The organism is Microbulbifer maximicatervae (SeqCode) (assembly GCF_052468295.1).
This window is the reverse complement of record NZ_CP174340.1, coordinates 1,326,800-1,351,847: the sequence shown is the minus strand read 5'-3', so window position 1 is coordinate 1,351,847 and position 25,048 is coordinate 1,326,800. Positions and strand designations below refer to the sequence as shown.

The following is a 25,048-nucleotide window of genomic DNA, read 5'->3' as shown; positions in this document are numbered from 1 at the left end:
CTAAATCAATAACTTCAATTTCGCAAGTAGCTAGGCTAGTATTTCATTTTCTGGCAGTAAGAGTGTGAGCATGAGTCCTGATAATCAATTTATGCGTTCCGGATGCCCTATCGTGAACGGACTGGACGTATTCGGCGATAAATGGACATTAGTTATTCTAAGAGACTTACTGTGTGGTAAAGAGACCTATAGCGAGCTAGCTGACTCACCAGAGAAAATACCAACCAATAGACTCGCAGAAAGATTAAAAATGCTAGAAGCAGAGGGAATGTTGGTGAGGGAACAATATCAATCAAAGCCTAAGCGATATAAGTACCTGCTAACACAGAAAGGCAAGGATGTCTTACCGATTCTTCAGGCAATCGCCAAATGGGGAAATACATATTTTGAAGGCTCATGGATTCCCCCGAAGTGGTTTATGGAAACCTAACCCTTTGATTCGGGGCCAGAAGCGCAACAATTCCGCAGGACAAAGCTAAGCTGAAAATTTAGCAATAACAGCAACTTTTATGCATTTTTACTCCGAAATTGCTCTCCATAAATGGCCAGAAGCTTATGATATTGACTTTGCCTGTTATGCCCCCCCCAATCTCATTAAGAAACCCTCCTGAATCACTAACGAACCTGGCGGCAGTTGATACTAAGAATATACTTTTTTACTGGAACACTTTTGCCCCTAAGGGCCCGGCAGCTCAGTGCCGCCAGACTCTATGGATCAGCTCAACTATAGAGACAAAATAGACTGAACCGCTGCGACAACCTCATTATCACTCGCATCATGTGCTAATGAAAACGAATGATATTCATCGCCCCGCAGACCAAATCTGCGATCAATTTCAGCCAAACAGTGCACCTGTTCACCATCAACGATAAAGGAGAGTTCAATCTCTTTTGAATTCAACAAGCCACTACTCTTAAACTCTATCTCCTGGTAGCATCCAGACAGGGAGACAAAATTGCTTCCACGCAAATGCCCCTTTTCAACATCCGCTTTTACCATTTTAAAGCCACTTTCCTCGATCATGGAAAGTACCTTCTCTACAACGGGTAAAGGTCTTATCCGCAAGGGATCCCTGTCTTTCGGATCCAGCGCAAAATCAATATCCAGGGAAGTTTCCAGCCACACATAGCTTTTATTTCTACGGGTGTTTAAAACAGTAACTGGCGTCTCTTCATGCAACGCCAACTGAAAAGGAACTTCCCGGCTCTCTCCAGCGCCAATAGTGAAAGGGTCCTGTACCTGTAATTCATTCAGTACAAAACGCTCATGGCTTACCCCTTCATCGGTCTCCACCTTGATCTCGGTGCAGAGCTTTAAACTTATAGCATCCACCTGCTGGTCGATATCACCACCAATGATATGGATAGCCCCTTCAATGATTCCACCCTGAACTTGCTCAGAGTTTTGTAGAACTGTATCAACTTTAGCTGCACCAATACCTATTGACGCTTTGAGTTTTTGAAACATAGGGAGCCTCTGAATAACTCCGTAATGCCTCTGCGAGTCTTGAAGGCTGCAGATGTTAGGCGCAGCTCGCCGCGAATGGCCGTAGCCCTTTGCAAGAGCTGCAACGCAGCAGATGCGGCCTTCAAGGCCCGCCCTTCGGGGCTTGCAGAGCGATTCACACTCCGCGTTGCGACTTCTTGAAAGGTCTAGACATTCCTGCAAAGCCGCGCCTTGATTGTGAACCGCTCTGAAAGCCAGAGGTATCACGGAGTTATTCAGAGGCTCCTTAGTCCTTTTACTAGAGATGTATAATTTTTAGCATAGGTGAGTGTGTTAATCAACTCTCTAACCTAAAGCCAGTGGATTGAACTGCGAATCCTCTCACCTTAAAACCCTCTTGAACTGCGAATCCTCTCACCCTTAACTCTTGAACCCCAGTCATACCAAGGCCTCCAGAGGTGCTAAAAACAAGAAAGATCTTAAAAAACAAGAAAGATATAAAAATAAAAAATTAAAAATAAAAAAAATCTGTGGATAACTCAGTCATTTTGAAATTTTCGAGTGATAACCCTTCTTGGGGGTTTCACCCCCGCCAGCCCTTCCCCTCGCTTCGCTCGTTTCCGGCATCCCCCAAAAGCAACATCAAAAGACACAAGCAAAAATGCCTCGCCATTGCCTGCCGGTGGCAGGGGCGAGCACAACAGCACAACCCGCTAACGGCATTTCGGCTACACCCCTGAGAGGCTCTCTAAGACCAAAACGAATTTAAAAGCATGTCAGGCAGGATGAGGGGGAAATTTCATTAGCAGGGAGCTGTGTGACGCACTGAATGCGGTTTAACAAGCGGCATCTCGACAAGAAAAAACGCGCTGCGTTTTGGTTTCGCTCCGCTCCCATGCTCTCACTGCGTTCGAAAACGCATTTTAAGGGGGCAAAATGGCGATTTAAGCGACTTTTATCAAAAAAACACCCCATTGCATGACTTTGATATTTAAAATTGAAATTTGAGCCGCTGAGGGATTTTGAATTAGCGAAGTCTATTCAATAGCGCGAAGTGGTTTGGTTTTTATTTGTTACTTTTGATTCTGTAACGTTATCAAAGTACAGGTAAAGAAACGCTCAAACAGAACAAGAAACACCCTACAAATTTAAAATTATACTTTTACCTAAATTGATAATATAAATCAAAGACTTACATTACTTTTTGTACATCCGTTAAACTTTCAATCTATGGTTATTGCAATAAAAGCTTGTATATCAATGCATTGAGTGTGACTTTCACATTTTTTGAAGTCGTTAAAAAAACAACATGGGTTTTACCTAACCTTTCACCTAGATTTTAAAATAAAAACAGGCACTTTGTGCGCGATTTTATCGCCTGTTTGATGGGGTGCAACGGGGTCTGTATGGGCTAATTCTTCGTGCCTCAGAAAGTCCATATTGCATCCCCCCCGTTGAACCCCAAAGTTACTGCGTAACGTCGCTCGCGACTTTGGCATTCTTAACGGGTTGCACGGGTTCATTTGTAGACTGAAAGGGGGTAGGAATAGCCAATCTTTTTTTAATTATATTTTAAGTATTATTAAAGTAGTTTTTAATTTCATTTTAAGTTCGTTAAAAGAGATTGAACAGGCAGGATAGGTGAAGTAGGCCTACCACCGTAAACGGGGTGTCCTATTCACTTTTTAAGCTTATTCGCACTTCGTTCTCAACACTCATCCTGCTCTACGAGGTCAATTGACTGCCGTCAAAAACGAAACGAGTAGCCGTTATATAAGAAAATGGCGAAAAGCGAGTAGCTGTTAAAAGAGATTCCTATAGCGCGATAAATTCAAGTCGCTTGGTGTATTCAAATTGGGGAGGAAAACGGGCGTTAATCAACTAGGCTCTAAGGGTGTTAATTGTTCACTCTAGGTTATATCCCAACTTCAGCGAACAGCCTCTTTTTTAGGGGCTTTTTTTTGCGTTCACCTCATCGATACCGAATTTCCGTGCGTGATTTTCCGCAAAGCCAGATGAGCCGTCCACTCTAGGTTGACACGAGAGTGTAACCTAGAGTGGACGGCGGCATCAAAAACGGTCACTTTTGCTCTTGATGTGAACGCTTTGGATGAACGCTAAAAAATGAATGTTAAATGAGTATTTGCGGAATAAATGGATCGGTAATTTCTTGCTTAAGACCGTGCTTGATAGCAAGCTTGGTAAGGGCTAATGCATGTAAACAAATAAACTCTTCTGAGGTGTCTTTATTTTCCCCTTTCGCGACCTTTTGATAGAGGTCTAACTGCTTTTCAATCCCTTGATTAAAAGTTGCTTGGTCGCCTTTAACGATCCCCCATAATGCAGTGCTTAAACTAAAATAATTAGTAAAAAGATTGACCCCTTTTGGGGGCTTTTTAGTGAAGTCATCAAGATTAGAGATCAGTAGCTGATCGGCCTTGTCTGGCTCCCCCATCACAAAGAACCTTAAGGCATCGGAATAGTTAAGAATACATTTTCTAGCGGCTTTTTTATCTGATTCTGTCGTTAATAGAAAAGGTATAATGTGCTTTGTTAGACTATCATCATTTATAATAATTAATAAGTTAATCAGTTCGATGCTATATCTTTCATTTACACCATCTTCAACACTTTCCTCTCCTTTAAATTCTTTGAAATCGGGGTTAAAGCTCATGTGGTAAGGCACTGTTCTTAATTTTGCAGCCATTTTATAACTCGCAATGGCTTTGTCTTTTTTTTCTAATAACGAATAACAATTCCCTAAAGCTGTGTAACTTTCACCTTGGCTGCAATAATAATATTCGCTTGGTATATCTTCATCTTGATAAAAAGAGCCTTTAAACCTTTCATCTCTTTCTAAAATAGCTTCTCTCATCATTTCAAGATTTTCTTTTACTATCTCAGCCTTATCGTTAGCCATGTTACTTACCTTTTTTGATAAAGTGGTTGTCGATAATTTCTTTTTTTTCATTGAAATCATCGATTGTAAATTCGTCTAATGTTGATGAGATTTTTCCTTGATTGTCACGCTCAAGGACTTTCACATCGCCTGTTTCCGTATTGGTATGGGTTGATATGTGTCGTTTCCTTCCTTCTTTTTCATAAATATCTTTCCATAGTTTGATTTCACTTTCGGTATAAACCCCACCTTGACGATTACTGAGTTGATTTATTTTTTTTCTTTTTCTTTGCATATCTTCAGCCCGTTTACGGTTTTTTCTAGACGAACCTTGTTTATCACCATTAACGTTTTCTGATACTTGCGTCGTATTTTTATTGTTGCCCTTTGCTTCCAATTCAACCAGCTTGTTATGTTCATCATGGCCCATTCCGTCAGGGCCATGATAGCGTTCAATGTAATCGGGGTGATCGGTTATCTTTAATCGCTCTTTGGCATCTTCTAACCCCAGTTTCCCTAATGCTTCTTGACGGCTTCTGCTGTCAGTTAATGCGACTGCGGTGGCAGACTCTATCCTATTAGGTTCCGCTAACTTGGTTTTAAAGGTGCGAGTATTGAGGTCTTCTTGACCCTTGGGAATACTAGGGACCCTCTGATCAACGAAGCATTTTTCTAGAATTAAGCTGAACTGCTTGAAAAATTCACTTTTCTACGCAAAAATGCTTAATTTTCACGTAATAGCTCCCTAATTTTTTACCTAAAATCCCCGGTAGGGGGATTTCAGACGCACCACCCCTAGGTGGCCAAGTATTTTCTCCCTATTAGTAAGTTGATAAAGCCTGCTAACAAGCACAGCCGCTCAGTATTTTTTAACAGTCCCCGATAGCGGACCTTGTCATAACCAAATACCCGTTTAATGTAGCGAAAGGGGTGCTCAACCTTCGCTCTTATCTGTGCCTTGATCTTTTCCGCCTTACGGAGTGCATCACGCCCTGGAAGAGTTTTTAGCTTGCTCGGCTTCATTGCTATGTACCAATCCACCTCCCGCTCCTTCAACTCTTCACGCTTCTCCGCACCAATGTACCCAGAGTCACCCCAGACTCTTCCTTCCTCCCCATGGAGGACTCGCTCTGTGGCTGTGACATCATGCGAATTCGCTGCTGTTGTATCTACGCTATGTATTACTCCGAGCACATCATCAACCCCGATATGCATCTTCATTCCAAAGTGCCACTGATTGCCTTTCTTTGTTTGATGCATTTCTGGATCACGTTCTTTCTTTTTATTCTTAGTTGAAGTTGGCGCAGAGATAATAGTGGCATCTACAATCGTGCCTTCACGCAGTACCATGCCATTCTCAGCAAGATGCTTGTTGATTTCATCAAAAAGCGCTGCACCAAGCTGATTGAGCTCCAATAAGTGGCGAAAGTTAAGAATCGTTGTTTCATCGGGAATTGGGCCGCTCAAAGTCAATCCAGCAAAACTACGCATGGATTCAATTTCATATAGTGCATCCTCCATAGCGGGATCACTGAGATTATAAAATAGCTGCATGCAATGAACACGGAGCATGACACTCAATGGATATGGCTGTCGGCCACGCTTACCTTGTGGATAATAAGGTTCAATTCGAGTCTCTAGCCGCAGCCATGGAATGAGAGTATCCATCTGAGAAAGAAACTTCTCTCGGCGAGTTATACGGCGCTTTAGCTTATATTCTGCTTCGGCAAAGGTGACTTGGTGCATAATCTATCGTAGTCTTGACGGATAACTGAATACTACCAAACTGGCTCGGAATTATTCAGAGGTTCCATAAATAATTGATAACACCCATACCTACCTCTACCAGGCTCAGGGAGAGCTTGCCTGATTAAAAAGAGATATTTTTATTACATATTTCCCCCAACAGTAAAAAATTCAATGCTTGAATAAGGCCACTTACTTTTTCTGAATGTGTCATTTTTCGTTGGAATATCGGCAAGATCCTAACTGTTGTTAAGAAAATTCCAGCAGTACCATAGTATCTGAGCCCTATTTATACCGAAGAAGTAAAAATATGATCAGAAATAATTTCAAAATCACACCTTCTCACACCTACATCATGCTGCAAGGGCTAGACCACTATCTGCAGCATCAGAAGTCGATAACAAACCAAAGGTAGATTGTAAGTTTAAATCTGCAAATTGAGACTCTCCATCTCAGCCACTACGTATAGAAACTCCATCTACAGAAAATTGAGAATAATCAATTTAGGGTACTCCTATTCACTTAGAGCCCCCTAGAAACATTTCTCAAACCATTAAGCAGGGTTATGCACATTTTAATTATTTACGATGGAAAACCGGGCCATCTCAGTCCTTCTCTGGGGCTATACCAGCTACTCTCCCGCCACTCCAAGGGCAAATATTCTTATGAAATCACCACCAGTAAACCAGTTTTAAAGGCCCTAAATAAACCAATAAGACTATTGACTCGACATCTCGCCAGAAACGCACACAAATTTATCATGCTCTTTCACAGAAACCCCTCCTTCAAAAGAAAACCAGATCTAATTATTTCCTTTGGTGGGAATAGCGTTGCTGCGAACGTTGCACTAACCCAAAAAACACAATGCATGAATATTGCCATAGGAAATATTTACAGCTTCAGGAAAACCGACTTCTCTCTAACCCTATCTACCAAAGAGGACATTAAGAAATCTAGGCAATACCTTCCATTTAGCCGCATAGATGTAAATTTATGCGAAGCATTGGGCGACAACTTAAAGAAGAAACACCACAAACCCTTTTATACTTTACTTATCGGAGGCAATGGAAGCGGCTATAAATACACACGGAAGGATTATACAGACTTGATAGAAGAGCTAAAAAAGATAGCGATCTATCAAAATATTTCATGGCTAATTAGCACCTCAAGAAGAACCCCTAAATATGTGGCTGAGCTAATTGAAAGCAACATGCCATTTGATACATGCTTCAACCTGCTAGATTATGAGGCCCCCAATGCCAGCCTCGAAGAAATACTCGGTGCAAGTGAAGCTGTCTTTATAACCGAAGACAGTTCATCAATGATTTCTGAGGCCCTTGCCCTATCTAAACCTATATATACTTTAGTCCCCCAAGAGAATAACATCTACGGAGCCCACAAAACTCTCATTGAGAAACTTTACAGTGAAACTTATATAAAGAGGATGGAGATTTTCGAACTGGCCAAGACCTTTAATGATTCTCTATCAAAAGATTTCAACTTAGATTATGGATACCATTCTAAAGCAAGATACGATGAAATTATCTCTGCGCTTGACATCAGCAGCAATGGTAGGTGAGCGATCTCAACCCCTTAAATTGACCATCATGACGACAGGGACTTTAACACAAAGATCTATTGATATAAAAACCTTTAGTGGAGAGCCAACCCCACAATATCCAGTATACTGTTAAAATGAGCCCATATCTTCCAGAGACCTTCTCAACAACCCCTTAATATAGTTGATGCGGCCTCCAAATTTAATTATTTCAATTTCTTCTTGAGAAAGGTCATTTTCCAACCAAATCTTAATACCTTTAGTCACATTTCTCAGCTCTAGCATCTTGTTACCCCCTGTACAGCTTGAGAGATCATAAAATTGAAGTTGATCATCTTTACTAAAGGCGTCAAAATCGCTTGGATTACAAAATGTTAAAATGAGAATTCCGTGGTCAATAAGATTCTTGCGATAGAGTCCAGCTACACTTTTGGCTATGACGCAGCGCACTCCCAAGTATCGCAGTGTAATTGAGGCATGCTCCCGGCTCGACCCATGACCTAAACTGTTGCCGGCAATAAGAAATATATCCTCCTTGGTGCTCAAAGCCCGCTGATAAAAAGATTCATCTACATTTGAAAAAGCAAAGCGGCTTAACTCTGGGACATTTGACCAATAAGGCAAAGCATCCGCACCTCCGGGAATAATATCATCGGTTGAGACATTATCCTCCAGCTTTAAAAGAGCTGGGCCTTCGATCACACTTAACATTTTTTCCAGAACTGGCAAAGGCTTGATGTTGGGGCCCTTTCTCACCTCAACTTTCACTGGTATTTCCTGCGGTGGCTCCAATAGTGATCGCATATCCATTAGATGTTCAGGCTCTTCAAATACCGGATAATCCATGTCTAAATTTCTGGGGTCAGTTATTTTTCCTTTCAGGGCGCTGGCCGTCGCAGTCTCTGGGCTGCATAAATAGACGCTATCTTCTTTAGTTCCCGAACGCCCAGGGAAATTTCTCGGCACAGTTCTAAGACTATTGTGCCCGCTAGCTGGGGCTTGCCCCATACCGATACAGCCACCACAGCCGGTTTCATGCAAGTAAGCCCCTGCACCAAGCAGTTTTTCAAGGTCACCATTATGAGTCAGCTCATGAAGTAGTTGGCGCGACGCGGGATTAATATCTAAAGAAATCTCGTGCGGTACAAAGAGACCATTTACCATCCGGGCGGGAATAGAAAAATCACGCAACCCAGGGTTAGCCGAAGAGCCGATATAGCTCTGAGAAACTGGCCTACCCTCAACTTCACGAACTTTAACAACCTTATCCGGCCGCGAGGGGCAAGCGATCATTGGTTCAATTTTCGATAGATCTAAAGTTGCAACCTCATCATAGGTTGCATCCTTATCGGCAAGCAACTCGACAAAGTCGTTCTCGCGCGACTGCTGCCGCAAGAAAAGCCTCACTTGATCATCAGCAGGAAAGACACTTGTTACGGCCCCCATTTCCTGCCCCATATTGGCGATTACGTGACGATCCATTGCTGTAAGGTTTGCCAATCCAGGGCCGTGATATTCAACAATCTTGTTCCAGCAACCTCTCAATGTATATCTACGTACAAGCTCCAAAATAACATCTTTAGCGCTTACCCATGGCTGTAGCTCCCCTCTAAACGCACCCCCAAAATAGTTGGCATTACCAGAGAAAGCGGAAATCCCATCATTGCAAGTGCAACCTCAATTCCTCCGGCTCCTATTCCTAACATACCTAACGAGCCAGCAGCACATGAGTGGCTATCCCCACCTAAAAGGGTTTTACCGGGGATACCAAAACAAGCCATATGGACAGGATGACTAATACCATTTCCTGGTCGCGAGTACCATATCCCGTAGTTTCGACAGGAACTTTGCAGGAACACGTGGTCATCACCATTCTTATGGTCTGCCCTCAATACATTGTGATCCACATACTGAGCGCATATTTCTGCTTTCACCTGCCTCGCCCCCAAAGCTTCAAGCTCCAACATCACTAACGTGCCGGTAGCATCCTCGCTGAGGACTTGGGAGCCTCTGAATAACTCCATGATACCTCTGGCATGCAGAGCGGTTCACAATCAAGGCGCGGCTTCGCAGGAATGTCTAGACCTTTCAAGAAGTCGCAACGCGGAGTGTGAATCGCTCTGCAAGCCCCGAAGGGCGGGCCTTGAAGGCCACAGCTGCTGCGTTGCAGCTCTTGCCAAGGGCTACGGCCATTCGCGGCGAGCTGCGCCTAACATCTGCAGCCTTCAAGACCCGCAGAGGCATTACGGAGTTATTCAGAGGCTCCCTTGGTCAATTTTAAGCTCGATAACACTTTGGGGAGCCATATTCCCTTTGACCAAATGACTTTCAATTAACTTTCTAGCTACGTTTAGGCCTGTCATTAAGTTACACTAACGAACTCTAATACTTACCCACCTAGACAACTTATTGGCCTAGCAATTCTGTTTTCGTTATCGACATAACTAGAAATAACGTATTAGTATAAATAAATATCCATTAGAATAATTAAATATATTTAGAAGCTCAAATCAAAGAAACTATTTTTATCTAAAACATGCACACCCAACAGCTTTCACAGCAACTCAAACCGCCTCATACGATAGAAAACTTCACCTTTCGGCACTAACAGATTGCTTGTCCCGTACAAACATCAAGAAGAATTACCCTGGCTGAATGTCATATATAGATAAATACCCAACATAAGCATGTTAATATTCAATTAATAGGAAATCCCAGCAGGATGTTCAAAATTGAAAGTTTTACTTTTACCAGGACTTGATGGGACAGGAACACTTTTTTCAGATTTGATTAAGGTACTGCCAAAACAATGGACAACCGAAACTATCTGCCTTTCCAAGCTCCCAGGGGATAGTTACCTGACTCAAGCTCAATCAATCGCCAAAAGCTTTCTCAATGAGAAGACTCACATTATTGCTGAGTCCTATTCAGGACGAATTGCATATGAGTTATCCCTTTTAGCTCCCGAGAAAATTTTAGGCATTACCTTTATAGCTAGCTTTATAACCTCTCCTTCGCTTCTATCCAAGGCAGCACAACTAGCTCCAATCTCGCTTATAGACTGCCCATCTTTAACCAAAATCACACTAAATTTTTTTGGTTTCAATGGCAAAGGCAGTGACATACTCATTGACAGCACCTATAACGCCCTACTAAACACCAACAGAGGCAAACTAAAGCAAAGGCTTCACAATATCGCCTCGATTTCCCAACCATCCCAAAGATTGGAAATCCCTGCCATCTATATCCGCCCGGATAGAGATCGACTTGTAAGTAAAAAAGCTGTCATCGATATATCTGCGATCTACATCAACCTCAATGTCATTGATATTCCTGGTGGGCACTTTATTGCTCAGGCACACCCCAACAAAGTCGCGAGAATTATTATAAATTTTGCAGAAGGATTATTACCACCCTAACTTACCTCTCAATTAACGATCATATGGCGAACAATTCCACAAATAATCTCACCTTAGAATCTAAACTGATATTCGTTCATAAAGTACCCCTTACTAATCTCGCTTCCCACAAAATCCTCGGAGTTAACAGTGAGCAATAGAGAGTATATTTCCTTTCTAGAACCCATAAAAAATCCGCCCGCTTACTCAATGGATAAAGAAAATAGAAAATTAGAACTTAAACTTGATGTACAGTACGAAAAGAATAACATTTTCAGTTTTTACAAAACCCATGACACACCAACCTGGACCCGTGTATTTTCATCATCAATCACTCAAGAAGCAGGTTTCACACTGACAGGCCCTACCATTGAAATTCGCGCTGATAGCCACCTTACTATCCAGACAAACAACCTGCTGCCAGAGGAAGACCCCCTCAATACACCCGCTACAATAAACTTCCCCCATGAGTTCAATACCTACAACTTACATACTCACGGGCTCCACGTTTCTCCGGAATCTCCGGCCGACAATGTCTGCATGAAGATCAAACCAGGGGAAAGTTATACCTACGAATATGACATCCCCAAGGACCAACCCCCAGGACTCTACTGGTACCACCCCCATAAGCACGGCTCTGTCGCTATACAAGTCGGCAGCGGGATGGCAGGTGCCCTAATCGTAAGGGATGAATTTGACGATGAACTTGAGGCAATGGGAGTTAAGGAACATATTCTTGTCTTCCAGAATATTGCCGTAGATGAGCACGGAAAAGTAGAGGATCAACACCAGGTCGCTAAGTTCCCAGATAGTGAATACTGTATTACCGTTAACGGACAATACTGCCCTATCATTCATGCAACGGTGGGTGAGCTTCTCAACCTGAGACTTCTCAATGCTACCACTCGCACATCGATAGATATCGATTGCCCTTGGTTCGCGCAAATGTACATCTACGGGTTTGATGGAAACCCTACTGATGACTACCGCCTACAAGACGGCGTAAGCCTGGGCCCCGCTAATCGAGCCTCCCTTTTCTTAAAAATCAGTGAAGCCGCCACTCCGGGAGCTCATTTTTACATTTACAATAATGCGATTGAGTTCCAACAAATGCCGCATTATAAGTACCATAACAACAGTCCACTTTTTGTTATCGCTATTGCCCAGGGAGAGGAAATCGGAACGGCAATCTATGCTCCCAGCAAACCACCCGCTCGATGTGCGCCCCCACCCTTCCCCAGCAGTTTTAAAGTGGACTTACTGAAACCTATTACAGATAATGAGATCACCAATACACGTCGACTCACTTTCCAGGCCAACACGCTTGATGACCCCCAAAAATATTATCGCGGGCTGAATGTCAGTATTGACCATTCACCATTCGAAGGGTGTGAAGTGGTTAATCATTACGTAGAGCTTGATGCAGTAGAGGAGTGGACCTTGGTTAATGAAAGTGAATTCCCCCACCCAATCCATATTCATGTTAATCCGTATTATGTTATCGAGGTGGTTGGGGAAGACCCCATGCACCACACACTCAAACTACCGTTTTGGTGCGACACCTTTCAAGTACCGCCCCATGGACATGTCAAATTCCGTACTCGTTTCAAGGATTTTACCGGAAAGTATCCTCTGCATTGCCACTTACTTTATCATGAGGATGGGGGCATGATGCAGCATGTTAGAGTTGTCAAAGATGCCTCTGAGATTCCAAAATAGCCCGCTTATCTACCCAGTCATTGAATGCAAGGATCGTTAAAGTCCCTTAAGAATTAACACTTACTGGGGGCCACTTTTTGCGGGTCATGCAACTTGGGCGGAGTTGCATTACCACAATGCTTACTCAGCCAATCGCAAGCATGGATAATATCCTTTGCAAGGCCACTGATTGCATTCTGATTGAGATGAGGGCGAACAACAATTCTCAGAGAGTTTACAGACTGAGCGTTTGGCGGCATCGAATAGGCAGAAAGAACCCATCCCCGCTCACGTACTTTATTGGATACATCATATTCATTAAAATTTTTATATTTTTTATTCAGGGTCATGGCAACAACTGGGATTCTCTGGGTTTTATTCATCATTTCAAAGTACCCACTGGCCACCAGAAGTTGACGAAGAGTCTGCGCATTTTCCAAGGTGTGCTGCATAATCTGCCTGTACCCCTCATAGCCTAGACGTATAAAATTGTAATACTGGTAGGCAACCGGCGATGCATTTCGGCTGAAGTTCAATGTGGCTGTAGGCATCTCCCCACCCAGGTAATTCACATAGAACATCAAGTCTTCATCAAAAACTGCTTTTTCACGAAAAATTATCCACCCCAATCCCGGCGGCACCAAGCCAAACTTGTGCCCGGAGGCATTGATAGATTTCACTCTTGGCAAACGAAAATCCCATTTATAATTCGGGTAGAGAAATGGATTAACAAATCCTCCCGACGCCCCATCAATATGCATAGGGATATCGTTTCCTGTTCTCTCTTCATACTTATCCAACCAGTTTTGAATTGCCCTAAATGCATCATCCTCACCGGTAAAGGTTTGCCCGGCGATAGCGACAACAGCGATGGTATTCTCATCGACCAATTCATCCAGATGTTCACTGGTAAAGCGGTAATGACCAGGCTTTAACGGTGCTATGCGCGGCTCCACATCAAAGTAGCGCATAAATTTGTCCCAAACGATCTGCACATTGGCTCCGGTAACCAGGTTAGGTTTTGAGCCGTCTTTGCCGGCTTGCTGCCTCTTCTTACGCCAATTCCACTTGTGCGCCAAACCAGCCAACATGCAGGCCTCTGACGAGCCTATGGTCGCTGCGCCGTATGGCTCTACTCCCTCAGGTCCATTCCAGAGGTTGTGTAACCAGCGAACCATTCGCGCTTCCATCGCAAACAGCTGAGGATACATGTCGTGATCAATATAGTTCTTCAGATAATGTTTCTTAGCGACCTCAAATGCTTCTGACTCAGTAAAAGTTGTGACAAACGAAGATAAGTTCATCGCAGGCTTTGCGTCAGCCCAGGTTTCACTGGTTACGATAGCCTCGGCAGCCTCTGCTGAAATACTACACCGGGGAAAGTGCTTTTCTGGAATATCTTCATTGTATTCGTCAAAGAACCTGTCAAATGGAGATTGCTCTTTCACTACCTACCTCCGGCTCACTCATCAATATCAGAAAATGACTGCTGTTGATGGCCACCCTCCCCCCGCCAGGAGGGATTGTGAAAATAGAAAATTAACAAGGGAACGGTGATCGCTATAGCAATTCCACCCAGGTTGAGAGCAACATAAGTTACAGGATTTTTTATCGTGAGCTGTTCTGGCGGGAAAAATGAAACTACCAAGGCAAAAACAACGGAAATTAAGCCTATTCCAGCAACAATACAAACCCCTGGCAGCCCTCCGGGGATACGAAAACTTCTGGGCAAGTCTGGTTGCGTGATCCGTAACCGAATAACCGCAGCAAACATCATTATGTACATAATGATATATAAGCTAATAGCCATCACTGAAATCAAAACAAAAGCTGTAGATACATTATCCATTAAAATATAAATGGACGAGATTGCCGCTACCACTACAAACTGTGCGAGGAGAATATTTTTTTGTACACCCACCCGGTTTTCTCGCTGAAACCAGGGCGGCAACATCCCATCCTGGGCCGTAGCCAGTAGCCCTCGACTGGGGCCAGCCAACCATGCCAAGGCACCACTTAGTGCACCATAGCCAATTAGCCAGGAAAGTGCTTGCACAGGCCATTGAATCCCAAGTAGCTGCCCAAAAGCTCTTTCGTAAGCTGTAAATAAGCCAGTTTCTACAGATATCTCTTTATAGGGCAAAATTGCAGCAATAGAGAGAGCGCCGAGGGTGAACACCAGGATGGAAATAACGGCGGCGATGGCAATTACAGCTGGATATCCTCGACGGGTATCACGTAGTTCCGACACATGCGTGGCCTGTGCTTCCACACCAGCAAAGGCAAGTAATATACCCCCGAGAAAAGCAATCGCCCCCAAGCCGTTAATATGGGGAAACCAGCGCGGGTGATCATAACCATCCCGACGCACTGCTACTTCCGGGTCGGTCAAGGTCTCCCAGCCAATAGGATTACCACTCACCACCCACCAAACAGCCAGGACAATCAAAATCAAGCAGGGAAATATGATACCCACCAGAAACCCAAACTGTGCCACTTTTACCAGAAAGCGGGTTCCAGTAAGAGCAATCAGGGTCGCTAGCAAATAGGCAAGGATGCAAAACCCACCGATATAGTAGGTATTCTGGGCGATGGTATTATCGCCCACCGCATAAGCCACCGCCGCTGCGGCAAAACCCAACTCTGTGGGATACCAAACAATGCACTCGATCCATTGCAACCATATAGCGACAAAACCCACCTTCGGGGTGAAGGCCTCACCAACCCAGGTATAGACACCCCCAGTGCGCTCTGAAAAGGCGCTGCCAAGTTCTGCCGACACGAGCCCTGCAGGAATCAAGAACAACAATGCCGCAAAGCCGATATAGAAAAACATCGTCAGTTCTTCCTGCGCCATCATCGGCAGTGTACGCAAGCTGGTAACGACCGTTGCGGCAGTTAGGAGCCCGAGAGCAGCCACAGAAAACATCTTTCTGTTGGCAATATCCGGGGTGCTCGATGCACTGCTCCCTTTTGATCGCACTGATGGGACCTCCCTGGAGTGCAATATTTTTGCGGCAGTACAAAGAAGCAAAGCCTATCGTGGGAGTCTGCGGGATAGATGGGATAACAGAGGTGCCGCTACCAAGGCATAAGCCGCCCTTTTAGCAACGGACTTATGGGAGCATAGAATTCATAGCAAGTCGGTGCCCACACCATCTTTCACCCAAGGAGAAATCGGCTAGGGCAGCGGTATATGGCAGTTAGCCTGGAACCCCATGTTTGGTGTAGATATCGAAGCGGCCAGATTTCCCCTCCAAGGAAAGGTTGGGCTTCATATCAGCCAAATAGGGGGCAAGCTTAGGGCGCTTAACTACTGTGCGGTAGTAGCAGGCCGCCAAGGCAGGGCTCAATAAGCTATCCGCATCCTCATCAGTCCCAACCAAATGATGGAAGGCAGCCATTTCCTTTTTGACCTTGGCAGCTTTCCCCCGCGCAGGGAACATTGGATCCAGATAAATAACAGGGATGGATTCCTCCGATTGCAGCGCGAGCCACTCTGACGCCGCCGTACAGCAATCCACCAAGCTCATTCGCTCAGAAATTGCAGCCAACTCAGCATCCCCGATAGACGCCTGTCGCAGCCGGCGTATTCCATCTTTCAGCAATTGGAAAACAACCGGGTTGCGCTCCAGCATCTGCACCTCACATCCCAGCGCCGCCAGAACAAAAGCATCTCTACCCAAACCAGCGGTGGCATCGAGGACTTTGGGATGGAAGCCAGAACGCAGACCAACAGCTTTTGCTACCGGTTGAGCTTTACCACCGCCATACTTGCGGCGATGAGCAAGTGTTCCAGCAACAAAATCCACCCATACTGGCCCGGCTGCTTTACGCCCGGTCGCACATAACTGCAGTTGCTCTCCGAGACACAACACTTGGGGAAAGTCGACCACATCAGCAGGAGAAATAGCTCCAAGGAGGGGGTAATCTAACTGAGCGGATAGTTCTTCCGCTGCGGAAACATATTCTGGCGCCGCAGCGACAATAGCCAACGATGGACTCACCTGCCCTCCAGGTAACATTGAAAAAGGGAGGCGATGCTAACCCGGTTTTTGTAACCATTCCAGAGCTTGAGCGGACTCCTCTTCGGGAAAGGGACGCACCTCAGCACTGATGAAGTGACAGGCAAGGTTGGGCATAAAGCGGAGGATAGGATTATCGGTAACCACGGCTATCCGGCGGATATGCCGTTGATGCTCTCGAATAAAGCGAAAATGAGAGATCATTGCGACGAAGCTCTCCCAGCCAGCGAAATCTCCCGCATTGACTAACAACCCCTCTATACGTCCCCTCTTGCTGATGATCGGATCAACTTGCGCGGCTAGCAACTGGAAGTCCTCAACAGTTAACTTCCCAACTGGTCTAACCTCGAGTATTCGATCACCCTGATGCCAGATATGCTCAATCATATTTTGAGAATGCGGCAGGGCCACACTTCTGTGCGGCCCTGCTTTTCGCTTAGCTCGATGTAGCTGAGTCATTATTATTGGTCAGTTATCATTACTTTCCATTCCCTCATCCTGACCGGTATCTGCCTCTGTATCTGTTTCAGTGCCATCGGCAGAGGCATCCATATCGTTAGTCGCTCCCTCTACAGCATCATTGGCTTCCTTCGTAGCATCATCTACGACTTTATCCGCTTGCTGATTTAGGTCGCCGCCCGAGTTATTGCTCGCGTCTGGCATGGCGCTAGAATCATTAGCATCCGGGCTCATGTTGCCATCTGCACCCATATTGTCTGACCCAGACATAGTAGCGTCAGGTGAGCCCCCGTTATCTGAAGACCCCGGAGGGGCGGGATCGGTTGAGTCAGAGTCCTGGGGCATTTGGGAATCGGGATTACCCATACCATCAGGGGAATCCGAGGTATCTGCTGGGGCCATTGAGCCACCGCTACTTCCTCCACTAGAGGGTGTAGAGGATCCCCTCATCTGTTCACTCTTCTGCTCCTGCTCCATCGAGTTATAGGCTTCTTTAGCCTTATGCTCGCCGCTGCGCGACATAAAATAACCGATGATCAGTAATAAAATGATCAGGGGAATCAGTAACTTCTTCATATCTGGACCTCTCGACCCCAGGCAAACTCAAAAGAAGACATTAATCATTAAAATCGAGCCGGTTACACAGTGCTGGTCGGTGTACTTTCTCGATAACAATCCCAAACCCTGACACTCCAGCCTGTTTACAACGGTGCGCAACTTAATGAGATGCAGCGCCTGTAAAAGAAGGTCGCGCCAATACTGATAAGAATAACCCGCCTTTGGGGTTCTTCAAGGGGGAGAGCCACTTCGTAGCAGGTTGGATTGCTGTAAAGAAAGAACCAGTTACAACTGATAGTTCTAACAGGTCTGCAAGAAAGCAACTTATTAGCCCTGTTTAATAAACTTATTAAGTTGGGCAAGTATCGCGGTGGCGTCTGACTCAGCAATAACCGCCTCACAACTCCTCAGGTGTAACCTTCCGTAGCTATCCAAATTCGCAAAAATCAGATAGTTTTCACCTTGCTCCAGCTTTAAATCGCAGGATTCAAACCCTAGGCGGAAGGTGATCTCTCCACCCATTGGCCCCTTCCAAACCTGGCTGGGAACGGCAGAGTAGATATAGCCTGATATGGCTGTAATTCCCTCCTCAGACAGTGCGCTATCTACATCCCTGTGAACATCAATAATTTCTACTTGCGCCACAACCTCAGCTTGGGCAAAACGTAATTCCAAATGAGCAGTAGATGCCGAAGCTATGTCCTCAGCAGCACGCGCCATGCTACTCACTAGGAGATATAAAATAACACTCACGATTTTGGAAAATGTCTCACAAGATATTTTTTGCGTCACAACCCTCTCCTTACTTATGCTCTTATCGCAGTAGACATAGCACAAGTAATTAGGATCGGCTTACTCTTTTTTACAGAGTCTGAAGGATAGCTAAGAGGTGAGGAAATTTGGCAGAAATTCCTCTAGCGTGAAAATCAATACAGTGGATAACTAAGCGGGCCGCTCAATGAGCAGCCCTGATAGCTATAAAATCGGCCATTTAAATACCGGTATAGGTTAAGCGATAGATTTTATGGGCAAAATCGTCAGAAATTAGCACACTACCATCAGGCATTTCTAAAAATGCAACAGGGCGCCCATAGGTGGTTTCATCCCGCATAAAACCAGTGACCAGTGGCTTGTAATCCGTGACCTCACCATCTTTAACTATCGCCATCATTACTCGGTAACCTGATTTTTTGCTTCGATTCCAGGACCCGTGCTCAGCAACCAACAAGTTCTGTTGGTATTCCTTGGGAAACTGCCCACCGCGATAAAAGTGAATTCCGAGAGGCGCCACATGGGCATCTAAATTTAATACCGGCTTGGAATAATCAGCGGCCTTCTTACCCTGACCAAATTCCGGATCTGCAATATCGTCACCGTGGAAATAAGGAAAGCCAAAATGCTCTCCTGCAAAGCTTACCTTATTGATTTCACAGGGTGGGATATCATCACCCATCATGTCCCGACCATTGTCTGAAAACCACAATTCATTGGTTTGCGGATGAAAATCAAAGCCAACGGAGTTTCTCACTCCATTTGCAATCACTTTTGTTTTCTTAGATTGCAAGTCCAGCGAAAATATTTTTGAGTAATTTTCGTTGGCATCACAGATATTACAGGGCGCGCCGACGGGCACTATCAGCTGCCCTTCACTATCAAAACGCAAAAATTTCCAACCATGATGCCTGTCCGCTGGAAACTGATCGTAAACAACCTCAGACTTCGGTTTGTCAAGATTTTTATCAATCTGGGGAAAGCGAATAATCTTATTGACATCAGCCACATATAAATCGCCATTTTTATAGGCAATACCTGTCGGCGCTTTTAAATCATCCATCAATAGCCAACGCTGATCAGCTACACCATCATTATCTGTGTCCTTGAAAGCATAAACTTTTTTCGCGCTGAAAGAACCAGAAAATACTGTACCCGACTCAGAACGTGCCAATTGACGAGCCGTCTCAACATATTCTGCAAAGTAGCTGAGCTTAAAGCCCTCGGGTACCTTGAGGTAATCAAGGTCTATCTCAGCACTTGCAGAAGCTGCAAATAGCAAACTGGCCAAAAGTGAGTATTTCATATTTATATTCTTGCAAAATATAAATATTAACTAAAAGTGAAAATGTTGATCAACTCAGAGGTTCAGACATACATGAGCATTCATGCTTAAACCCTAAAAAGCCGCCTCCCATGTCGAAGATAAGCCAAAAATCAACGAAATCCAGTATTTTCAAGCGAACTGTTTGCGGTATTTACTGGGAAGAATACCTTTCTGCCGAAGAAACGCCCTTCTCATTTGTTCCTGCGACGAAAAGCCACACTGGGTTGCCACTACATCCTGACTAATCCCTGCCTCCAATATTAACTGACAGGCCTTCTCAACTCTAACCTGCTCCAAATACCGAGCCGGAGTTACACCTATTTCGCTTGTGAAGCAGCGAGAAAAATTCCGGGGGCTCATTGCTTGTTTTTTGGCCAAAAAATCAACGCTGAGAGACTGCTCTAAGTTAAGGTTTATCCATTCCAACAACGGGGAGAACCTATTATTTTTTAATTGTGCCTGCAAATAACTACTGTACTGACTCTGATCACCATCACGCTTCAGGTACAAAATCATTTCCCGAGCAACTAAAAGGGCCAGTTTTCGACCGAAGTCCTCCTCAACCATAGCCAAGGCCAAGTCTATCCCTGCACTTCGCCCTACAGAACTGTAGATTTTCTTATCTCTCACAAAAATCGCTTTGTTATCTACTTCAATATCTTTATATTTTTTTAGATCACCGATGTATTTCTCATGGGTTGTAGCCCGATGCCCTGATAAAACTCCAGCCTTAGCAAGTACCAATGTGCCACTTCCGCTAACCCCTATCCTCTCAACTTCCTTTGCCTTAACTTTCAACCACTCAAGAAACTGACTGTCATCCGTTAAGTCAAGGCAACTTTTCGCAGTACCACCACCAACTAAAAGAGTATGGATGGAGCCTGCCTCTTCAAAAGACTTGTCAGGATATACTTTTAGACCTGTTGATATTTCCTTGGGCTCTTTGGACGCAGCCAAAAATTCGATGTTGTAAAGCTGGTTTTCACCGTAACCGAAATCGGCCATTTGCTTATTTGCAAATGAAAAAACCTCTGCTGGGCCAGCAATATCCAAGCATTGAGCGCCGGAGCAAATAACAATGGATACCGTTCTTTTATTTCTTTCCTTAAGACCCAGGTAGGGCGATGGGGTACTACATTTCACTTTGAACACCTAAAACTAACTTATCAAACTTAAAGGATTTTTTATGTTGTCTTGCAAAGTTAACCTGTCGCAAAAAGACAAAATGACTATTTTGGATTCAGTGACTTTAAGTGAGAATGTACCAGCATCCTATATTCTGTAAAGAGATATTATTACTGCTTTTCGGAATAACGGGTCATCTATTATTTGGGGCTCCTTAGCTGGTCAAATTCAACCCTATTTATCTTTACAAGCCACCCAAATATTTTTTATCTCTTTATTTGGCACCATTGAACCAATAATTATTTTGTTAGGCGGTAAGAGCTAGCATTTTTCACCCTTATAAAATTGGCGCTTTTTGCATGCTATTTAGCAGAAAATAGAAGGCCCTCTCTTAAAAGACCATTATTTGAAATAACATCTTTTGTACCAATTAGCTCCACCAAATAGTTTCAATAGTAAAACAAACTCACTACACCTCCCGTAATAGCATTACGTAAAAAGTAATTATTTGGAATGAGGCAACAATTAAATTTTTCAGGCATTGTCTTTTTTCAGTAATATTTGACCTCGCACCCAAGGATTGCAGGTTATATTTCTTTGAAATCAATAGGTCTTTGGTGCGTTTTCCCTCACAGCTAGCCGAGATTTACTAGCCCCAATATCGTCAAACAAGGAACACAATAAAAATCTAATGAAAGAGAATAAAATAAAACACATGCAGGGTAATTAAATGACATTTTGGATTAAAATTTCACACACATAAAGAACAACCTCTGCCCATTTTTCCATGTAAAGCTTTGACCCTATAATTCCCAACAAGCCGTAAGAACTATATATCAGGCTGCTATTATGTATGTATGGTGTAGAGTGAGACCATATCTACACACCTATCCCCCATATAGCTCACAACCTTAAGGAGCCTCTGAATAACTCCGTGATACCTCTGGCTTTCAGAGCGGTTCACAATCAAGGCGCGGCTTTGCAGGAATGTCTAGACCTTTCAAGAAGTCGCAACGCGGAGTGTGAATCGCTCTGCAAGCCCCGAAGGGCGGGCCTTGAAGGCCGCATCTGCTGCGTTGCAGCTCTTGCAAAGGGCTACGGCCATTCGCGGCGAGCTGCGCCTAACATCTGCAGCCTTCAAGACTCGCAGAGGCATTACGGAGTTATTCAGAGGCTCCTTAACTTTAAAAGAAATAAACAGGCAGCCTTTAAGCAATAGAAGGGAATCGACCTCTTGTAGGCACCTTCTTGTAAGAGCCCCCAGCCAAAGAGTAGAAAGGGACTCTATACAGTACTCAATTAGGCGGTACCGGCCATATTACACTTAATGACAGTTACAACTTTTCCAGTTTATGGATAAGGCCTCCAGATGAAATACTGCTAACCCCATTCCCTGCCCAGATCTGGCTTTGACTAAGGTTGGTAAATGACTCCACCAAATTCACACTGCCATCGCGACTAAAAGACCCAGAGGTTAACGCAGTAATATCCCAGTAAATGCTACTATAAAACTGCCTGTCCATTGCCGTGTTCATACCATCCCCACTATAGAGGGAAACATCACCTGCTGTTTTACGCTTGAAGGCTGTAACTAATGAAGGGAGTGAAGATCCGCTAAAGTCATTAGCTTCCATTGCAGTAATTGTGAAATCAGGGCTTGAATAAAAGTATCCGTACCCGGTTGCTGAAGTAATACCATCTCCACGATAAATTCGGGTTTCATCATCCGACTGGAAGGCCACTGTTAGCTGATCATGTCCTGCCCCCAAGAAATCGCCAGATGCCAACGCGGGGACTTCCCAGTAGTCACTGCGGTGTAGAACCCCCATATTTGTCAAGCCTTCAATACCGTCTCCACGGTAGATGATCGTTTCACCTGATGGAGCGGTCATAGCCGTGACAATTTCAGAAGCGCCATCGCCATCAAAGTCACCCGATACTATTGCGTCAATGCCCATATCAACGCTATTAAAAAGTTGCCCTTGATCAAATAAGCTTCTAGTGCCGTTACCACGGTAAACTATTGTCTCATCACTCTCCCTATTTGAAAGTACAGTAATAGCCTGGTCCGACTCACCACCACCGTAATTACCGCTCTCCAAATTAGAGACTTTATAATCCGAACCGATATAGACAACGTCCTTAAGGTATTTCCCTTCACCACCAGTAGCCAAAACAACTTTTGTAAAGTCGTTATAGTTTAATGCTACCAATATTTCATCCAGGCCATCTCCATTAAAGTCACCAGCGATGGTGCCTCCAATGCTTTCCTTAACTATTTGATCTCCATGATAGAACTTTTGCTCTCTTTCAATAAAAGTACCAACATCGTCAGACGCAAGAGTAGCTGTAACTTCTATTTTACTACGATCACGATAGGGGAAAGTAATTATGTTGTTTTTCACTAAATTACCAAACGAAGGCTGCTCCCCACCGGCTACATTACGCCAGCTAGAAAGAAAGGCTATCTTTCCAGAGCGATCTGAATAGTTACTGTGTATATTGTTAAAATTACTAGCATCCCTTACCCGAACAGGGTCACCTGATATAGTGTAAAAGTAGTTCCCATACACCTCATTCTCACTGCTATTATGAGCAAGATATACTGCATGCATTAACGATGATTGCTCAGGGATATTCTCCGCCTTATGAAAAACATTATTATAAATCACGTTATATTTTGAATTTACAACGTCAACCACACCATACCCAGCGCAACCTTCTGGGCAGTTACTAACATCAAATAATGTGCCCATTTCCACAAACTTATTATCGTGGATTTTATTACAGCCATTCCAGCTCGACGCTCTATTCTGCCTACCACCATTAAAGATTATTCCGTAGGTGGCATAGTTGCGCAATGTTAAGCCACTGATCTCAACATTGGTGCACTGACCATCTTGAGCGCTCAGATTAAAAAATGACTGGCTTCCCTGCCCCTCAAATACCGGCTCCTCATCAGCGTAAGGCTTAATAATTAACCGATATACCTTATCAGTCTCAGTCCATTTCACACTTTCAGCGTAATAAGTACCGCCACGAATAGCAATCGTGGTATCACCATCACTAAAATCCACTAGCTCCTGTGCCCGGGATAAAGTCTTTACCGGCTCCTCAATATTGATACCGGTATTGGAGTCATCTCCCTCAGAGGACATATAGATTGTCTTTGAAAAGCCAGCCGCCGGAAGCATCATCAACATCCAGGCAAAACACTTAAAATTAGACCTAAGTCTCATTTAAAACCTCACAGATAAGTTAGGTGACAAAAATGGGTAATTGTCACGAGGCTTCATCTTAGATTTCCTGACTTTTATTACAAAGGACAAGCTTCCTGCAAAAGCTCTACTTTTTGGTATTTGGCACCATCTTAGTTCACATTCATAAGAAATTAACACCGCGCCATACCTGAGATAAAGTATGTAAATATTTACTTCAAAAAGTATCCGACAATTGAACCTTAGATTGCCAAACTGAATACTGGGCAATAAATTAATTCACTCCTCATCGGAATCCATTTTAATTTTATATAACTGCAATTAAATAGATGTAACACTAAGCTCAAACTATTAAATGTGTCACACTACGATCTTTATTTGAATCAAAAACCCCAAGAAAATAGATACAATCAGAGCTTCACAAAACATTAATTATTACATCTTGGGTTTTTCTGAATCCACGAGTACACTTTAGCTTTACTCCATCTATTTTATCGTGACTGAATACTGTAACAGGGAGGGTTGCACAGCTGGAACGCAAAGCACTCTACGAGGTGACTTTTCCAGTATGAGGGGGCTGGAGGATAAAATTAAGGCGTTCATTAAGGTCCACAATTGAGCGCCGGCGAAACCTTTCAATTGGACCAAAAGCGCCGCGAAAATTACTGCTTTAATTGAGCCAGTATAAAAAGTGCTAGCGAATTAACCCCATACATCACTATTTGACTGGAATGGCCGATAACTGCACCTTGAAAAAGCAGCACTATTGCCGAAGGTATCCCACAAATTCTAGAATGGCAAAATATATCATCAAAGTAC

19 protein-coding genes and 1 pseudogene are annotated in these 25,048 nt (G+C 44.0%); 5 read left to right on the top strand and 15 right to left on the bottom strand.

Translation table 11 applies throughout. From position 1 onward, the window contains the following. Nucleotides 1-70 precede the first annotated feature (70 nt). Nucleotides 71-430, top strand: coding sequence for a winged helix-turn-helix transcriptional regulator (locus ACJJIQ_RS06295; protein ID WP_444913539.1), 360 nt, complete (start codon nt 71-73; stop codon nt 428-430). 294 nt (nt 431-724) lie between these two features. Here ACJJIQ_RS06295 and ACJJIQ_RS06290 read toward each other — a convergent pair whose 3' ends face one another. From ACJJIQ_RS06290 to ACJJIQ_RS06275, 4 genes are all read right to left on the bottom strand, one after another. Further along, nucleotides 725-1,468, bottom strand: a complete 744-nt coding sequence (locus ACJJIQ_RS06290) for a sporulation protein (RefSeq protein WP_445364050.1) — start codon at nt 1,466-1,468, stop codon at nt 725-727. 2,110 nt (nt 1,469-3,578) lie between these two features. Further along, the gene (locus ACJJIQ_RS06285) at nt 3,579-4,367 is read right to left on the bottom strand and encodes an Imm49 family immunity protein (RefSeq protein ID WP_445364049.1); all 789 of its coding nucleotides are present in this window, start codon (nt 4,365-4,367) and stop codon (nt 3,579-3,581) included. A 1-nt stretch (nt 4,368) separates the two neighbouring features. After that, entirely contained in the window at nt 4,369-4,776 is a 408-nt protein-coding gene (locus ACJJIQ_RS06280; protein WP_445364048.1) for a hypothetical protein, read from the bottom strand. A 365-nt stretch (nt 4,777-5,141) separates the two neighbouring features. After that, nucleotides 5,142-6,092, bottom strand: coding sequence for an IS5 family transposase (locus tag ACJJIQ_RS06275; protein ID WP_445364047.1), 951 nt, complete (start codon nt 6,090-6,092; stop codon nt 5,142-5,144). 565 nt (nt 6,093-6,657) lie between these two features. On the opposite strand from ACJJIQ_RS06275, the gene ACJJIQ_RS06270 reads away from it, so the two are divergent. Then, nucleotides 6,658-7,671, top strand: coding sequence for an ELM1/GtrOC1 family putative glycosyltransferase (locus ACJJIQ_RS06270; protein ID WP_445364046.1), 1,014 nt, complete (start codon nt 6,658-6,660; stop codon nt 7,669-7,671). 111 nt (nt 7,672-7,782) lie between these two features. Here the strand turns inward: ACJJIQ_RS06270 and ACJJIQ_RS06265 are convergent, their stop codons facing one another. Further along, nucleotides 7,783-8,361: a hypothetical protein gene (locus ACJJIQ_RS06265; protein WP_445364796.1), complete on the bottom strand. Its 579-nt coding sequence runs from the start codon at nt 8,359-8,361 to the stop codon at nt 7,783-7,785. 222 nt (nt 8,362-8,583) lie between these two features. Then, a pseudogene (locus tag ACJJIQ_RS06260) lies at nt 8,584-9,617 on the bottom strand (aconitase family protein); the annotation flags it as partial. 143 nt (nt 9,618-9,760) lie between these two features. On the opposite strand from ACJJIQ_RS06260, the gene ACJJIQ_RS06255 reads away from it, so the two are divergent. The 3 genes from ACJJIQ_RS06255 (at nt 9,761) to ACJJIQ_RS06245 (ending at nt 12,767) form a co-directional block, all read left to right on the top strand. Continuing rightward, a complete protein-coding gene (locus ACJJIQ_RS06255) occupies nt 9,761-9,931 on the top strand; it encodes a hypothetical protein (protein WP_445364045.1) in 171 nt (56 codons plus the stop codon). Between the two features lie 451 nt (nt 9,932-10,382). Continuing rightward, entirely contained in the window at nt 10,383-11,069 is a 687-nt protein-coding gene (locus tag ACJJIQ_RS06250) for an alpha/beta fold hydrolase (RefSeq protein WP_445364044.1), read from the top strand. 129 nt (nt 11,070-11,198) lie between these two features. Beyond that, a complete protein-coding gene (locus ACJJIQ_RS06245; protein ID WP_445364043.1) occupies nt 11,199-12,767 on the top strand; it encodes a multicopper oxidase family protein in 1,569 nt (522 codons plus the stop codon). Between the two features lie 53 nt (nt 12,768-12,820). On the opposite strand, the gene gad is transcribed toward ACJJIQ_RS06245, so the two are convergent. From gad to ACJJIQ_RS06200, 9 genes are all read right to left on the bottom strand, one after another. Continuing rightward, nucleotides 12,821-14,194, bottom strand: a complete 1,374-nt coding sequence (gad, locus tag ACJJIQ_RS06240) for a glutamate decarboxylase (protein ID WP_445364042.1) — start codon at nt 14,192-14,194, stop codon at nt 12,821-12,823. Between the two features lie 14 nt (nt 14,195-14,208). Beyond that, nucleotides 14,209-15,729, bottom strand: a complete 1,521-nt coding sequence (locus tag ACJJIQ_RS06235; RefSeq protein WP_445364041.1) for an amino acid permease — start codon at nt 15,727-15,729, stop codon at nt 14,209-14,211. Between the two features lie 220 nt (nt 15,730-15,949). Continuing rightward, the gene (locus ACJJIQ_RS06230) at nt 15,950-16,753 is read right to left on the bottom strand and encodes a class I SAM-dependent methyltransferase (protein WP_444905541.1); all 804 of its coding nucleotides are present in this window, start codon (nt 16,751-16,753) and stop codon (nt 15,950-15,952) included. Nucleotides 16,754-16,789: 36 nt separating this feature from the next. Continuing rightward, a complete protein-coding gene (locus tag ACJJIQ_RS06225) occupies nt 16,790-17,158 on the bottom strand; it encodes a SpoIIAA family protein (RefSeq protein WP_413665487.1) in 369 nt (122 codons plus the stop codon). Nucleotides 17,159-17,239: 81 nt separating this feature from the next. After that, complete coding sequence (locus ACJJIQ_RS06220) at nt 17,240-17,806, bottom strand: hypothetical protein (protein ID WP_444912840.1); 567 nt, start codon at nt 17,804-17,806, stop codon at nt 17,240-17,242. A gap of 309 nt (nt 17,807-18,115) precedes the next feature. Beyond that, nucleotides 18,116-18,508 (bottom strand): netrin-like domain-containing protein, encoded by a 393-nt coding sequence (locus tag ACJJIQ_RS06215; protein ID WP_445364040.1) that lies wholly within the window; start codon nt 18,506-18,508, stop codon nt 18,116-18,118. A 271-nt stretch (nt 18,509-18,779) separates the two neighbouring features. Then, a complete protein-coding gene (locus ACJJIQ_RS06210) occupies nt 18,780-19,865 on the bottom strand; it encodes a PQQ-dependent sugar dehydrogenase (RefSeq protein WP_445364039.1) in 1,086 nt (361 codons plus the stop codon). Nucleotides 19,866-20,015: 150 nt separating this feature from the next. Next, entirely contained in the window at nt 20,016-21,029 is a 1,014-nt protein-coding gene (locus ACJJIQ_RS06205) for a GlxA family transcriptional regulator (RefSeq protein WP_445364795.1), read from the bottom strand. A gap of 1,316 nt (nt 21,030-22,345) precedes the next feature. Further along, nucleotides 22,346-24,214: a hypothetical protein gene (locus ACJJIQ_RS06200; protein WP_445364038.1), complete on the bottom strand. Its 1,869-nt coding sequence runs from the start codon at nt 24,212-24,214 to the stop codon at nt 22,346-22,348. Nucleotides 24,215-25,048 lie beyond the last annotated feature (834 nt).